The sequence below is a fragment of the Streptomyces avermitilis MA-4680 = NBRC 14893 genome, from assembly GCF_000009765.2.
Taxonomy (GTDB): domain Bacteria; phylum Actinomycetota; class Actinomycetes; order Streptomycetales; family Streptomycetaceae; genus Streptomyces; species Streptomyces avermitilis.
The window spans coordinates 475,845-490,357 of sequence record NC_003155.5; the positions used below are offsets into that span (position 1 = coordinate 475,845).

Here is a 14,513-nt window from a genome sequence, read left to right on the forward strand (position 1 = left end):
CCACGAGTCCGATCGATGCAACTGCACAAGAGGGTTCCGGCGCATCGGGGAACTCCCTATGTTCGTAAGGTTTTTCACGAAACGCCAAAGCCGGACAAGGATGCGCAATCGCCCACGTCGATCACCCCGACGGGAGCACTCTGGTGACGCGGCCCACGGCCGCGGGCGTACGGGGGCGTCATGGACGAGACGACGGTCGTGACCGGCGGCGTACCGGGGGCCGGGACGGGGCCGGCCGGGGACACCGAGTTCCCGCCGGTCGGACGAGAGTGTGAACGGGCCCTGCTCGACGGGCTGTTGGATGCCCTGACGGAGCGGGGTGGCGCCCTGCTGCTCAGCGGTGACCCGGGGACCGGGAAGAGCATGCTGCTGGGGTACACGGCCGGCCGCTGCCGTACGACCGTGTTGCGGGCCCGCGGGGTGGAGTCGGAGGCGGTGCTGCCCTATACCGTCCTCGCCGACCTGTTGCTTCCGCTCCGGCCGTACTTCACCGAGCTGCCCCCGGGGCAGAGACGGGCGCTGGAGGGCTGTCTGGCGCTGGCGGACGTGGCGGGGCCCAATCCCTATGCGGTGTGCGCCGGTGCGCTCGGTGTGCTAGCGGCGGCCGGTGAGGTGCGGCCGCTGCTGGTGGTCGTGGACGATCTGCACTGGGTGGATCCCTCGTCACGGCAGGTCCTGCAGTTCGTGGCACGCAGGCTGACCACGGAGCGGGTGGCGCTGGTGATGGCCGTGCAGCCCGGGGCCGAAGAGGACGGCCCGTGGGCGAGCGTGCCGCGGGTGGCGCTGGGGCCGCTGGCCGAGGACGACTGCTGGACGCTGCTGCGACGGCACGGACTGGACCGAACGGATCCGGCGGCGGATCGGCTGGTCCGGCTGTCGCTGGGCAATCCGCTGGTGCTCGTCGAGTACGCGGGCATGCTCGCCCGGATGCGCGCGACGGGAGCCACGCAGTGGGACGAGATGTGGGAGGCGCCCGGGCCGCTGGTGGAGCGGGCCTGGCGGGGACAGCTGCGCGCGCTGCCGCATCGCACCCGGGAGGCACTGGTGTACGTCGCCGCCTGCCGCACACCCGACCTCGCCCTGCTGACCAAGGCGTTGGCGGCGGACGGCACGGACCTGGACGCGCTGGACGCGGCCGAGCGGACCGGACTGGTGCGGATCCGGGACGGCGTGTGCGAGCTCCGGCATCCCGTGCTGCGGCCGGTGGTGCTGGGCCAGTGCACCACGGCCCGCCGGCTCCAGGTGTATCGGCGGCTTGCGGCGCTGTCATCGGACGAGCTGCGGACCTGGTATCTGGCCGCCGCCGCGCCCGGCCCGGACGAGGCGGTCGCCGGCCGGCTGGCCGCCGACGCCGAACAGGCTCGTAGGCGCAATGCGTTGGCGGCCGCGGCATGCGCCTGGCACCGTGCCGCCGAGCTGTCCCCGGACCCCGCTGACGCCGCGCGTCGGCTGCTCGAAGCGGCCCGTGACGCCTTCTGTGGCGGCACCGCACGCGACGCCGCCCGCTGGTGCGAACAGGCCCTCGTGCACAGCCGTGACCCGCGGCTCACCGCCGACATCGGGCTGCTGCGCGGACAGGCCTGCACCTGGCTCGGCGACCCGGCCCGCGCCCACCGGCTCCTCGTCGACGCCGCCCGTGCGGTGGAACCCGTGGACCGGCCCCGGGCCTGCCTCCTGTACGGCGCCGCGGTGGCGCCCGCGATGATGGACGGTCGGCTGCGGCACGCCTCCGACATCGCGGCACGCTGCCAGGAACTCGCCGACGACGGACGGGACACCCAGCGCCGGCACGCCGCCGTGATGCGGGCCAAGGCCCAGGCCCTGGGCGGCGACGTGCCGACAGGACGCGCGGCCCTGCTCGCGCTCCTGGACGAGAGCCACAGCCCTGTGGCCATGGACATCGCCCGCGGCCCCGAGGAACGCCAGATCGCCATGGACATCGCGCAGGGCCTCTCCTGGACGGACGACGGCGAGGCCGCCCGGCCGGTGCTGGACGCAGTGATCGAGTGCACACGGCGCGACAGTTCACCGACGCTCTTGTCGTACGCGCTGCTGGGCCGGTGCGAGGTGGAGATGTGGAGCCATTGGCAGCAGGCACGTGCGGACGCTGCGGAAGCACTGCGCTGGGCCGAGGAGTTCGGGCTTCTGGCGATGTCGGGCTACGCACTGATCCAGCTGGCCCGGCTGGATGGCCTGCGGGGCGACACTGCGGCCTGCGAGGAGCGGATCGCCCGGTACGAGCACTGGTGCGGCGGCCGGCTGCGCGGTCTGGACATGTTCGCGCGGGGCACGCTGGGGGCGGCCGCGCTGACCGCCGGGGATCCGGACACCTGCCGTACGCACCTGGAGGCGGCCTTCCGGATGGCCGACGGGATGGGGCTGGTCAACCCCAGCCTCATGCCGTGGGTGGCGGATCTGGCGGAGGCGTCTCTGCGTACCGGCGCACGGGAGCGAGCCGTCGCGGTCGCGGACTGGCTCGCCGAGCGCGCCGAGGCGACCGCGCTGGCGTGGCCCGCGGCCGCGTACGCCCGCTGCCGGGTGATGCTGGCGCGGACGGCGCAGGAGGCCGCCGACTGGCTCGCCACCGCCGAACTCGCCCACAGCAAACGGGAGATGCCTTTCGAACGGGCACGCACCCGGCTCGTCGCCGGAGAGGTGCTACGACGGTTCCGGCGGCCGTCGGCGGCGCAGGAACCCCTGCTCGCCGCGCAGCGCACGTTCACCGCGTTGGGGGCGGCGCCGTGGGCGGCCCGAGCCCGGGCGGAGGTCGCGGCGGCCGGGCACCGCACCGCCGTCCGCCAGACCGAGCCGTCCTTGACGGAGCTGCTCACGCCCCAGGAGTTCCAGGTGGCACGGGCCATCGGCGAGGGTCTGAGCAACGTCGAGGCCGCGGCCGCCCTGTTCCTGTCCCGCAAGACGATCGAGGCCCATCTCACCCGCGTCTACCGCAAGCTGGGCATCCGCTCGCGCTCGGACCTGGCACGCTGCATGGCACACGCCGGCGCCGTTGGATAACGCCTCATCAACTGCATCCCACACCTCGCGGTCGAACCGGTCCTCAAGCTCGACCGCGGTGAACTCCCGCCCGGAACGGCTGGTGTTCTTCAAGCCACCAAAGCGCCCCGCACCGTGAGGGTCCGACAGCGGCGTCCGGAAATCTCAGCCCGGCTTTGTCGGGGCTGCTTCCCGCCGTCCCCGACACCTCCCGGTTCAGGCTGCCTAGTACTTTCTTCACGCCTGGGCGCCGCGACGCCGCCGACGGCCTGGCGGTGCGCGCCGGACGGGACGCGGCAGTCGGCGCCGCGGTCTTGGCGGGGTGGGACTGGGTGCCTTTTTCAGTCGTGACCGCTGCCTCGGACGCCGGACCTGTGGACACAGTCCGCGCCTCCACCGGGGCGGCGACGTCGGTGAACGCCTCGGGCACCACCGTGTCCTGAACGGTAGGGCGGCGAAAGAGCCGCCCACGGGGCCTCGGACGGCCTGGTCGATGAGTTCCTTGACCCAGTCGGCGGGCGTTGGCTCGCCCGGGATTTCCCGGAACCAGAGCCGTGCCTCCTCCTTGGTGATTCTCTGGGAGCGCTCTCCGAGGTAGGGCCAGACATAGACGAGTGTGCCCGGCTCGCAGTGCCAGGCGTTGGCGAGTGCGCCGATGTCGACGGCGTCGTAGCCCAGGACGTCGAGAAGCCGGACGACCTCGGCCTTGGCGGCCGGGTCATCACCGGCCACGGGGGGCACTGCGGTCCGGTGCGCCAACGCCTCGATCTGCGTCAGCATCCACGACCGCATGAGCCCGCTTCAGCGGGCGGAGCTGCTGCGACTGCTGGCGGAGCACAGCAGTGACGGCACGACGCTGTTCAACCCTGAAGAAGCGCGGGGTACTGGCGCCGGTGATCAGCGCCCGCCGCGCCCCGGCCCGGCGTGAGGGCTCACTTCTAGTCGACCAGGTGGCCGACGCCCGCCCGACCATGCGCAAAGTGTGGGTGGACGTCGGCTACCGCAAGCATCGCGTCGGGCACGCCGCCAGCGGAAAACGACCTATCAGTGGCTGGCCACCGTCGCCTGGCGTGCGGCCGGGGCCGCGTCGTGTCGGCTGTCGGTGCTGAGCGCGTGCAGGATCTCCTCCACGCTCTGTTTGGCGTCGCCGAAGAGCATGCTGCTGTTCTCGCGGAAGAAGAGCGGGTTCTGCACGCCCGCATAGCCGGAGGCCATGGAGCGTTTGAAGACGATGACCTGCTCGGCTTCCCATACCCGCAGCACCGGCATGCCGGCGATCGGGCTGCCCGGGTCCTCGGTCGCGGCGGGGTTGACGGTGTCATTCGCACCGATGACCAGAACGACCGAGGTGTCGGCGAAGTCGTCGTTGATCTCGTCCATTTCCAGGACGATGTCGTAGGGCACCTTCGCCTCGGCCAGCAGCACGTTCATGTGCCCGGGCAGGCGCCCGGCGACAGGATGAACGCCGAAGCGGACCTCGATACCCCGCTCGCACAGTTGCCGCGTCAGCTCCGCGACCGGATGCTGGGCCTGAGCGACAGCCATGCCGTATCCGGGCGTAATGATCACTGAGCGGGCCTGAGCCAGCATCTCGGCCGCCTCCGCGGCCCGCACCTCGCGGTGCTCGCCCTGCTCCTCCTCGCCGCCGGACGGCGCCGCGATGCCGAAACCACCCGCTATGACGGAGAGGAACGACCGGTTCATCGCCTTGCACATGATGTACGACAGGTAGGCACCGGAGGAGCCCACCAGCGCGCCGGTGACGATGAGCAGGTTGTTGTCGAGCAGGAAGCCGGCCGCGGCCGCTGCCCAGCCCGAGTAGCTGTTCAGCATGGAGACGACGACCGGCATGTCGCCACCGCCGATCGAGGCAACCAGGTGCCAGCCCAGGGCCAGCGCCAGCGCGGTCACCGCGATCATCAGGGGTAGGTTCGGGCTGATCGCGAACCAGATGGTCAGCACGACGAACGCCGCGAGCGCGCCGAGGTTCAGCGCGTTCTTGCCCGGCAGCATCAAGGGACGGGACTTGATGCGCGCCGAGAGCTTCAGGAACGCGACGATCGAGCCGGTGAATGTGACCGCGCCGATGAAGATCCCGATGAACACCTCGGCGTGGTGGATGCCCAGCAGGTTGGCGCCGATCCGGGTCTGCGCCGAGCCGTGGGAATCCACCTCCAGGTAGCTGTTCCAGCCCACCAGCACCGCAGCGAGGCCGACGAAGCTGTGCAGGACAGCGATCAGTTCGGGCATCTGCGTCATCTCGACGCGGCGGGCCCGCCACAGGCCCATCGCCGCGCCGAGCGCCATCGCCAGCACGATCAGCGCGACCGCTCCGGCGGTGATGCTCCGCGCCGCCACAACCACGGTAGCGACCAGGGCAAGGGCCATGCCAGCAATGCCGTAGACGACGCCGGCGCGGGAGGTGCGATGCTGGGACAGGCCGGCCAGGCTGAGGATGAACAACAGGGCGGCGACCAGGTCGGCAGCGTGTGAAGCCTTCAGGGAGGTCATCTCGGCTCAGCCTTTCGAGAACATGGACAGCATGCGGCGGGTGACGGCGAAACCTCCGAAAATGTTGACGCTCGTCAGCAGGATCGCCACGAAGGACAGCGTGGTGACGATCCAGCTCTCGTGCCCGATCTGCAGCAAGGCCCCGATCACGACGATCCCGGAGATCGCGTTGGTCACCGACATCAGCGGGGTGTGCAGCGCATGGTGCACCTTGCCGATGACGTAATAGCCGATCACCACCGCCAGCGCGAACACGGTGAAGTTGCCCGCGAGTTGCGTGGGAGCGAAGGCCACCAGCAAAAACATCGCGAGCATCCCGAGCCCGATCAGGCCGAAGCGCCACGCAGGCGTCAGGTTCGACTGCTTCGGTTCGGGCGCTACGGGTGCGGCCGCAGGCTGCGCGGCGGGCGCGGCCGAGACCGCGACGGGCGGCGGCGGCCAGGTGACGTCACCGTCGCGCACCACGGTCACCGCCCGCTGCACAACGTCGTCGAAGTCGACCGTCAGCTGCCCGTCCTTGCCGGGAGTGAGCAGTTTCAGCAGGTTCAGCAGGTTGGTGCCGAACAGCTGCGAGGCCTGGGCCGGGAGCCGGGAGGCCAAGTCGGTGTAGCCGATGATGGTGACGCCGTTGTCGGTCACCACCGTCCGCCCCGGCACGGTGCCCTCGACGTTGCCGCCCATCGCGGCAGCCATGTCGACGATGACGCTGCCCGATTTCATGACGGCCACGTCCTCGGCCGTCAGCAGGCGCGGCGCCGGCCGGCCCGGGATCAGCGCGGTGGTGATCACCATGTCCACGTCCTCGGCCTGCTCGTGGTAGAGCTGGGCGGCGGCGCGGTCGTAGTCGGCGGACGTCGCCTTGGCATAGCCGTCGGTGCTCGACTCCTGAACGGCTTCCACCGGCAGGTACTCGCCGCCCAGCGACTTCACCTGGTCCGCGACCTCCGGCCGCGGGTCGGTGGCGCGCACGATCGCGCCGAGGCTGGAAGCGGCACCGATCGCCGCGAGACCGGCCACACCCGCGCCAGCCACCAGCACCTTCGCCGGCGGCACCTTACCCGCCGCAGTGACCTGGCCGGTGAAAAACCGTCCGAAGGCGTGCGCGGCCTCGATGACCGCGCGGTAACCAGCGATGTTCGCCATCGAGGACAGCACGTCCATCGACTGCGCCCGCGAAATGCGCGGCACCGCGTCCAGCGCCAGGGCGGTCACCCCGGCGTCGGCGAGCGCCTGAAGCAGCTCGGGCTTTTGCGCCGGGGTCAGCAGGGCGACCACGGTCGCGCCCTTTCGCAACCGGCAGATTTCCGCGTCGGAGGGGGCGTTCACCTTCAGCACGACATCCGCGTCCCAGGCCTCGCCAATCCCCGCGCCGGCATCGGCGTACGCCTGGTCACCGAAGCCGGAGGCCTCACCGGCCCCGGACTCGACGACGACCTCGTAGCCGAGGCCCAGCAGCAGTCGTACCGTCGCCGGGGTCGCCGCGACCCGCGTCTCCCCGGAGACAGACTCGGCCACTACGCCGATGCGCCGGGGAGGATGGTGTGAGGGTTTTTGAGCAGACATATCCTGTATCTCTCGTCAGAGGAGGGTGCGAAAGGGAAATCTGCGCTCGGGGAAGTTACGACGTCCTCCCCACGTGATCGCTGGAACCTAACCCGTCAGACGGGTGCGGGCCAACGCGATCGGACGGTGATGTGCTTCACCTTGCAGTACCGGCCGATAATGATCGGTCCGCGCGGGACCAAAACCAGCGGGCCTCGAGCAGTCGGGGCCACTCCGCCCCGCCGCGGCCCCCGATTTGACTGCGCGTCCGTCGGCTCGGGAGTGTCAGGAACGCTCACAGAGCACGTGAGGGGCGGGCGGTTCATCGGGCGCGGCCATGCGCTGGACGCCCGTGTGGACGGTCCAGGCCGGCCTGACGGGCGCAGGGTTGGCACTCGATGGCGACACCGACGTCAACCAGTGCGATTACCGGCAGCCTTGGGAGCGTCAGGTCGCAGGGCTCCGCCCCGGGCAAGGACGTACGCCGACAGTACTTCGCCGTCAAGTTTGGGACCCAACTCTGCGGTCTGCGGACACGACGAGCACGTGGAGACGCTGTGCAGAGTCGGGCACGCACATCACCGCAACATCAGCGACTTTGGTGTGCCCGCCAGGAGGTCCTCGTTGGTCAGCCTTCTTTGTGTAGGACAACGCATCGCCTGTGGTCATCGACACTTCCCCATCATACCTACTGGTCGGTATGCTGCGGCGAGCCGTAACGACAGGAGGCGCGATGTCCGTGACCAACCGCCAGATCCGTCTGGCCGCTCGCCCGGTGGGCGAAGTTCGACCCGAGGAGTGGGAGCACTTTCCGGGCCCGTCGAGGAGCCCGGCTAAAGAAAGCATTCGAGGACGCCGACAGCACCTACGGCTACCGGAGCGTGCATGCCCAGCGGCAAGGGGCTGTTGATGCGCACGGTGCGCCGACGGTGGTCTACGGCTGCGTATCGGCGTGGTGGCGGGTCAGTGCCTGCCAGCGCCGCTCGAAATCCTCGGACTCTTCAGCGATGTAGGCGGGGTGACGGGCTTGTTGTACTGGGCGGTGATGCCCCAGTCTGCGGACGCATGCGCAATGTCCGACTGCGCAGCAACTTCGGTGCGCACTCGCTGCTCGGCCCAGACGTTGTACACGCGCCGGCGCACGAAGAGCAGGCGCAAGCTGCTCGGGCTGACGGGCTTGCCGCCGCGACCGAGCAGTCGCTTCTCTGCGCGGTAGGCCGACAGCTGCTCGTCGCTGGGTCGCTCCCCTTCTGGTCCCGGTACTCCATCCACGCACGGTAGTAGCGGTCGGAAGCAGTGAGGTCGCCTCCCCGTCGCCGGCTGTCGCGCCTCGTCTATGGCACCATCCACGCGGGGGCCGCGCGGCTCCTTCACCGCCTGCGGTGGAGCACCGACAGGCGCCGACTGCGGCTCTTGCGCCTCCGGGAACGGCTCGTCGGGTTGCCCGTGAACGCCGCCTCAGCACCCACTGCCGCGGCCGAGCCGCGCGACGCCGCCGGACGGCCGCCGGTCCGCGCGGCAACCCCCGCTGACGCCGAAGGCATCACCCGGATGCGCTCCGCATACGTCCTGTCCGCACCGTTCACCGAGGACTGGGTCCGGCAGTGCACGGACGAGCTGGCGCCACGGCTCACGCCGGAAGGAGCCGCCCGGGCCTTCGTCGTCGACGCCCCGGACGGCACGATGGCCGCCTGCGCCCTCGGCCTGATCCACCCCGTGCTCCCGGCCCCGGCCTACCCCCGGGGCCGGGCCGCCCGCGTACAGATCGTCGCCACCCAGCCCGAGTTCCGCCGCCGCGGTTACGCCCGGGCGGTCCTATCCGCACTCCTCGACCACCTCGGCGACGTCGAGGACGTCACCCTGTTCGAACTGCACACCAGCCCGGAGGCTGCGCCCCTGTACCGGGAGCTCGGCTTCAGCGGCAGCCCGGCACTGATGTGGATGACCCGCCACCGTGAACGTGCCGGTGCTGTGGCCGGTGCGCAGCCGGACTCGACGTGGATGCCACCGCAGTAGTACGCCGACGCACTGCCCCGGGCGGCCGCGTACGTGTGCCTCTACGTCACCGACGAGGACGACCGGCCGCTGCAGCTGCACTCCGTCTACTCCCCCGGCCACCCCTGGCACATGATCGGCGGCGCGATGGATCTGGGCGAGCGGCCCTGGGACGCGGTGGTGCGCGAGGGCCGGGAAGAGACCGGCATGACCGCCGTGGGCCCGGCCCGGCTGCTGGCCACCGTGTTCGGGCTGCCCCGGGAGGGACGTTCGTACAGCACTCTGCAGCTGATCTTCGACGGCGGTCGTCTGACCGCGGAACAGATCCGGGGCATCACCCTCAATTCGCGCGAGCACGACGAGGCCCGCGTCCTGCCCTTGGCCGAGTGGGAGGCCTTGATGCCGGCCCGCGATTTCGTGCGGCTGCGCGCCGTGGAGGAGGCCCGCCGCACCGGCGTGGCCGCATACGTCGACACCTGGGGGCACGCATGAGCGCCAGCAGCATCGTCTTGATGTCCGACCGGCGGGTCGCCGCGATCCCTGTCCAGGAGCGCGGCGAGGTCCTCCTCGACGCCCGCGTGCGCGGCCTGGTGGTCGACGACCGTAAGCAGGACGCTGCGGGCGCCTGGGCCCTCGTCCGCCGGGGCGTGCTCACGCGGCTCCAGCAGGCGCAATCGCTGCTCCCCGGCGGTGTGCAGTTGCTGTTCATCGAGGGCTACCGGCCCCCGTCTACTGCGCCACGCACCCCGAGTCCGGTGTCGGCGAGCTCGGGCCGCTCCTCGAGGCCGTCGGCAAGACCGTGCTCGCGGTGCCGGACGCGTACGCCACCACCAGCGTCGACGTCACCACCTGGCGAGCAGAAGTGGGCAGCCATCGTCGCGCACCGCGGAGAGGTCGCCCGCGCACGGTCGCTGCCCGGCATCCTCGCCCGCCTGCCCGAAGAGACCCGGCGCGCCATCATCGCGACCGAGTAATAACCCGGATCGCGACCGGGCCCCGCCCCGGACGGCCCCCACCGGCTCACCGCCTGACGGCGGCCAACCACCTCCTCTTCTTTCCCCGGGCCCGACCAGCCCCGTCCCTGATCGGAGAGCCATGACGACCGCATCCGTCCCCGGCGAGCTGCCCGGCACCCGAATGAGCGACGAGGCGTACGGCGCCTTGCGCGCCTCGGCCGCATTGTGGGCCGGGACGTCCGTGCTGATCACCAACCGGCATGGGCAGATCCTGGTCCAGCACGTCGACTACCGCGACACGTGCCTCCTGCCGGGCGGTGCCATCGACAAGGGCGAGTCCCCCGCCGACTCGGCTGCCCGTGAGCTCATGGAGGAAGTCGGGGTCTCCGCCCCCGTCGACCGGTGCCTGGCCGTCGACTGGGTCTCCCCCGACAGCGTCAGCGTCCCTGCCGCCATGCGATTTCCCGGCGAGATCCCGCACGTCTTCGACGGCGGCACCTGGGACGACGCCCAGGTCGGCGAAATCCGGCTGCCCCCGAGCGAGATCACCGCGATCGACTTCGTACGAACCCGCATGACTCCCCGGCCTGCTCTCCCCGCCCGATGCGCGACGCGCCCTGTCCGCCCTACGGGCCCGAATCAACTCCACTGGCACGGCGCTCCTGGAGAACGGCCAACACATCGCCCCCGGGGTCTTGGACCGCCTCGGCGTTCTACGGACCGCCCGCCCGGCCTACCGCTACCCCTGTGCGGCTGCCGGATCGCCACGCTGTGCGAGGCCACGGTGCGAGAGGCAGGCCGGTCCTCATGGCCGGTCGAGCACCTCCAACTGGGTGGCCATGAGGCGGACGATTTCCGTCTGGTGCCGGGCCAGGAAGAAGTGGCCGCCGGGGAAGACCCTCAGCATGAACGGGCCGTCGGTGTGCCCGGACCAGGCGGCGGCCTCCTCCACGGTGACCTTCGGGTCGTCGTCGCCGACGAGGCAGGTCACGGGGCAAGTCAGGGGTGGCCCCGGTTCCCAGGTGTAGGTTTCGGCTGCGCGGTAGTCCGCCCGGATGGCCGGGAGGATCATGCGCAGGACGTCCTCGTCGCCCAGCAGTTGGGGGTCGGTGCCGCTGAGGCCGCGCATCTCGGCGACGAGGCCGTCGTCGTCGCGCAGGTGGACGGTCTCGTCGCGGTGCGTGGACGGGGCGCGGCGGCCGGAGGCGATGAGGGTGGCGGGCGTGATGCCCCGCTCCTGCTCCAGCCGTCGGGCGATCTCGTAGGCGAGGGAGGCGCCCATACTGTGGCCGAACAGGGCGATGGGCCGGTCGGTCCAGGGCAGGAGGGCCTCGTAGACCTTGTCGGCGAGCGCCGGTACGGAGTCCAGGAGAGGTTCGGTGCGGCGGTCCTGGCGGCCGGGGTACTGCACGCACAGCACGTCGACGCTTTCGGGCATGGACCGGGACACGGGGAAGTAGAAGCTGGCGGAGCCGCCCGCGTGGGGCAGGCAGACCAGCCGGACGTGGCTGTCGGGGCGCGGGTGGAACCTGCGAATCCAGAGGCTGTTGTGCTCGGTGAGCGGGGAGTTCACGGAGTCGTTCCTTTACGGTTTCGGTTCGACCGCCCACCGTGGCGGGGCGTTCGCCGGGAGGAGCAGGGGGCGCGGGCGGGCCGCGCCTACCGCTCGTCAGGAATCCGCGATGTCCTGCTTGATGACGCGCTCGATGTTCCGCTCTGCCAGCGCCGCGATGGTCACGAACGGGTTGACGCCGATGCTTCCGGGGATGAGTGAACCGTCGGTCACGTAGAGGTTCTTGTATCCGGTGACGCGGCCGTAGTCGTCAGTGGCCTTGCCGAGGACGCAGCCGCCGAGCGGGTGGTAGCAGAAGTCGTCGGCGAAGGCCTTGATCTGCTTGCCGAAGAGGTCGTACCGGTAGATGGTGGCGTTGGCCTTGTTGATGCGGTCGAAGAGCGACTTCGCGGCTGCGATCGCAGGCGCGTTCTGGTCCCGGGTCCAGCGCAGGTCCGCCCGGTCCTTGGCCGCGTCGTAGACGAAGGTGCCGCGCTCCGGGTTCTTGGTGATGGCCAGGTAGAGGCTGACCCAGGTCTCGACACCCGCCGGCAGGGGGGCGATCTCGGCGAAGACGGGGGTGTCCGGGTTGTCCCAGTCGTCGATACCGAGGGCGGGGATCGACGACTGCTTGGTGCCCGTGGGGTTCCACATGTGGTTGGCGCGGGCGGTCATGATGTTGCCGTTGGGGCCCCAGCCCCCGCCGACCTCAGGGCTGAGGCCCGGGAGAGTGCCGGTCTCGCGGGCACGCAGGAGTAGTTCGGTCGAGCCGAGGCTGCCGGCACCGAGGAAGAGGTGGCGGCACGAAACCTCCTTGGTCCCGAGCAGCTTGCCGCCGGTGTCCCTCTGCTCGACGGTGAGCAGGTACGTGCCGTCGTTCTGCTGACGGATCGTCTTGACCTGGTGCAAGGTCTCGATGGTGACTTTGCCGGTGCCCAGAGCGGCCGCCAGGTAGCTCTTGTCGAGTGAGACCTTGCCGTGGTTGTTGCCGTAGATCACCTCGGCGGCCAGCGCGGACTTGGGCACCGCGCCGTCCGCCTCACGGCGCATGTAGTCCCAGTCGTAGACGTTGGGCACGAAGGTGGTGCTCAGGCCCGCGTTCGAGGCCTGCCGGCGCGAGACACGCGCGAACGAGTACCAGTCGGTCTGCTCGAACCAGCTCTTGTCGATGTTGTTGACCCGGAGGGTGGAGTTCGCGCGGGGGAAGTACTTGGTGTACATCTCCTCGGCGTCGACCTGGGGCAGCACCTCCTCGAAGTACGAGCGCCGGGGCGTGACCGCCATGCCACCGTTGACGAGGGAACCGCCACCGACACCGCGTCCCAGGTACACGGACATCTGGTCGAAGTTGACCCGGTCCAGTACACCCGCGTAGGGCTCGATGTCCCGGTTGGCGAGGTCGAGCCACAGGAATGAGCCGAGCGGGGCCTCGGTGCGGGTCTTGAACCAGCTCGAGCGCTTGTCGGGCTTGAGCATCCCGCTGAATACGTTGCCGTCCGGACCGGGCTGGTTCCACAGCCGGCCCATCTCCAGCATCAGGGTGGGGACCCCTGCCTCGCCGAGGCGCAAGGCGGAGACGGCGGCGCCGTAACCGGTGCCGACCACGACGGCGGGGACGAACGTGCCGCCGGAACCACTGGTTGCGGTGGCAGCGGCCGCCCGGGGGGCGGCGGTGATCGTAGTCTGCCCCGCGAGTGCGGCGGCACCCAAGGCCGCCACGCCTAGCATGCGGCGCCGCGACAGAGGCTGGTGTGCAATCACGCTGTGGCTCCTGAGCTCGGGAGAGATGAAAGATGAATCGGAGGGTCGGCCGGAGTGACACGGTCCGGGGCAGAACGGACCGCATGGAGACCGCGCACAGGCCATCGACGAAATCCGGATCGGGCGGGCTGACCCTGTGGAGGCCGGCCCGGGGGTTCGGTCACCCGGGTACGGAAGCGGGCGTTGCGGTGCGGCCCGCTCCTGGGCGCGGGAAGCGCTCAAGCGTGCGGTCATGCGTCCGCCGGGCCGGGCAGGGGAAGACGCGGCCGGTTCGGACCGTCCTGCGACCCGGAGCTTGTGGTACGCGCTGATGAGGTGCTTCTCCCGTGCGCGCGGACTCGAGCCGTTCCGCCAGGTGCTTGCCGGGCACTGCGTGAGCGGCGAGTCCGGCGATCCTGTGCTCGACCCGGGTGAACGCGGCCACAGCACCCGCGCGAGCGGGCGCCGGGAGGGCCCGATGCCCGCTCACTTCACGAAGTCGTCCACGACCTCGGGCGGCCAGGTGCCGACCTTGAACACGCCCAGGGAGTAGGCGCGGGAGACCAGCGCGGCGCGGTTGGACACTTTCAGCTTCCGCAGCAGGCAGGTCACGTGGTACTCGACACCCTGCCGACTGAGGTAGAGGCTCGCGGCCAAGGGGACGGTGGAGACGCCGGCGGCGATGCCTTCGAGGATGCGCGCGTCCATCGTGGAGAGGATCTTCTTGCGTTTGGGCACCACACGCGTCTGCTCGGCGTCCCCGGCCGTGGGCATCATGACCAGGATCGCGGTCGTGTCGGGCAGGCCACCGCGCACCGCGACCGCGGTGAGGGGAACGGTGAAGGCGGACTCCTCGCCGGGCCCCACGGCGATGACGGGCGTGACGAAACGGTGGTTCTTCCCTTCAAGTAAATTGGAGAATTGACGCACCAGCGGCTGCTGCACGCTCGGGTGCACCACGTCACGGAAATTGCGACCGCATATGTCCTCGGACGAGCCGTTGAACTGCCTGAAGAACTCCTGGTTCGCCTGCTGGATGGTCAGGGTTTTATCGAGACTCGCCATACACAGGCCCGGAGTTGCAGGTGCCGGAATCAGCAAGAGAGTGCCCCCCGTCAGGAAACTTGGGCGAAATAAATTCGGAGGCCGGTGAGCGGCCGTGAAGGCCGTCAACAGGGGCGTCATCGGCCCTGGGACCAGCGGTATCGCCAGATGTTGAACAT

At 70.3% G+C, this 14,513-nt stretch carries 10 protein-coding genes and 1 pseudogene; 6 read left to right on the forward strand and 5 right to left on the reverse strand.

The window, feature by feature from the left end; genetic code table 11:
• Window positions 1–180: 180 nt before the first annotated feature.
• Window positions 181–3,015, forward strand: a complete 2,835-nt coding sequence (locus SAVERM_RS02505) for a helix-turn-helix transcriptional regulator (RefSeq protein ID WP_010981837.1) — start codon at window positions 181–183, stop codon at window positions 3,013–3,015.
• A 769-nt stretch (window positions 3,016–3,784) separates the two neighbouring features.
• Window positions 3,785–3,922 (forward strand): hypothetical protein, encoded by a 138-nt coding sequence (locus tag SAVERM_RS42600; RefSeq protein ID WP_154696711.1) that lies wholly within the window; start codon window positions 3,785–3,787, stop codon window positions 3,920–3,922.
• A 116-nt stretch (window positions 3,923–4,038) separates the two neighbouring features.
• Here SAVERM_RS42600 and pntB read toward each other — a convergent pair whose 3' ends face one another.
• Both pntB and SAVERM_RS02520 read right to left on the reverse strand, forming a co-directional pair.
• Window positions 4,039–5,505: a Re/Si-specific NAD(P)(+) transhydrogenase subunit beta gene (gene pntB, locus SAVERM_RS02515; RefSeq protein WP_010981839.1), complete on the reverse strand. Its 1,467-nt coding sequence runs from the start codon at window positions 5,503–5,505 to the stop codon at window positions 4,039–4,041.
• A gap of 6 nt (window positions 5,506–5,511) precedes the next feature.
• Window positions 5,512–7,068, reverse strand: coding sequence for a Re/Si-specific NAD(P)(+) transhydrogenase subunit alpha (locus tag SAVERM_RS02520; RefSeq protein WP_010981840.1), 1,557 nt, complete (start codon window positions 7,066–7,068; stop codon window positions 5,512–5,514).
• Between the two features lie 1,425 nt (window positions 7,069–8,493).
• Between SAVERM_RS02520 and SAVERM_RS44240 the strand changes: the two genes are divergently transcribed.
• The 4 genes and pseudogenes from SAVERM_RS44240 to SAVERM_RS44250 all read left to right on the forward strand — a co-directional run.
• Window positions 8,494–9,063 (forward strand): GNAT family N-acetyltransferase, encoded by a 570-nt coding sequence (locus tag SAVERM_RS44240; RefSeq protein ID WP_052295921.1) that lies wholly within the window; start codon window positions 8,494–8,496, stop codon window positions 9,061–9,063.
• 33 nt (window positions 9,064–9,096) lie between these two features.
• The gene (locus SAVERM_RS44245; RefSeq protein ID WP_010981842.1) at window positions 9,097–9,534 is read left to right on the forward strand and encodes an NUDIX domain-containing protein; all 438 of its coding nucleotides are present in this window, start codon (window positions 9,097–9,099) and stop codon (window positions 9,532–9,534) included.
• A complete protein-coding gene (locus SAVERM_RS45735; RefSeq protein ID WP_010981843.1) occupies window positions 9,531–10,016 on the forward strand; it encodes a M15 family metallopeptidase domain-containing protein in 486 nt (161 codons plus the stop codon). The genes SAVERM_RS44245 and SAVERM_RS45735 overlap by 4 nt, the downstream gene beginning before the upstream one ends.
• A 163-nt stretch (window positions 10,017–10,179) precedes the next feature.
• Window positions 10,180–10,494 (forward strand): annotated as a pseudogene (locus tag SAVERM_RS44250) (NUDIX domain-containing protein); the annotation flags it as partial.
• A gap of 309 nt (window positions 10,495–10,803) precedes the next feature.
• Here SAVERM_RS44250 and SAVERM_RS02545 read toward each other — a convergent pair.
• From SAVERM_RS02545 to SAVERM_RS02555, 3 genes are all read right to left on the reverse strand, one after another.
• Window positions 10,804–11,571 carry a thioesterase II family protein gene (locus SAVERM_RS02545; protein WP_010981844.1) on the reverse strand — a complete coding sequence of 256 codons (768 nt, stop codon included), beginning with the start codon at window positions 11,569–11,571 and terminating at the stop codon, window positions 10,804–10,806.
• Between the two features lie 96 nt (window positions 11,572–11,667).
• Window positions 11,668–13,278, reverse strand: coding sequence for a GMC oxidoreductase (locus SAVERM_RS02550; RefSeq protein WP_037651890.1), 1,611 nt, complete (start codon window positions 13,276–13,278; stop codon window positions 11,668–11,670).
• A gap of 498 nt (window positions 13,279–13,776) precedes the next feature.
• Window positions 13,777–14,355 carry a LuxR C-terminal-related transcriptional regulator gene (locus SAVERM_RS02555; RefSeq protein WP_037651888.1) on the reverse strand — a complete coding sequence of 193 codons (579 nt, stop codon included), beginning with the start codon at window positions 14,353–14,355 and terminating at the stop codon, window positions 13,777–13,779.
• Window positions 14,356–14,513 lie beyond the last annotated feature (158 nt).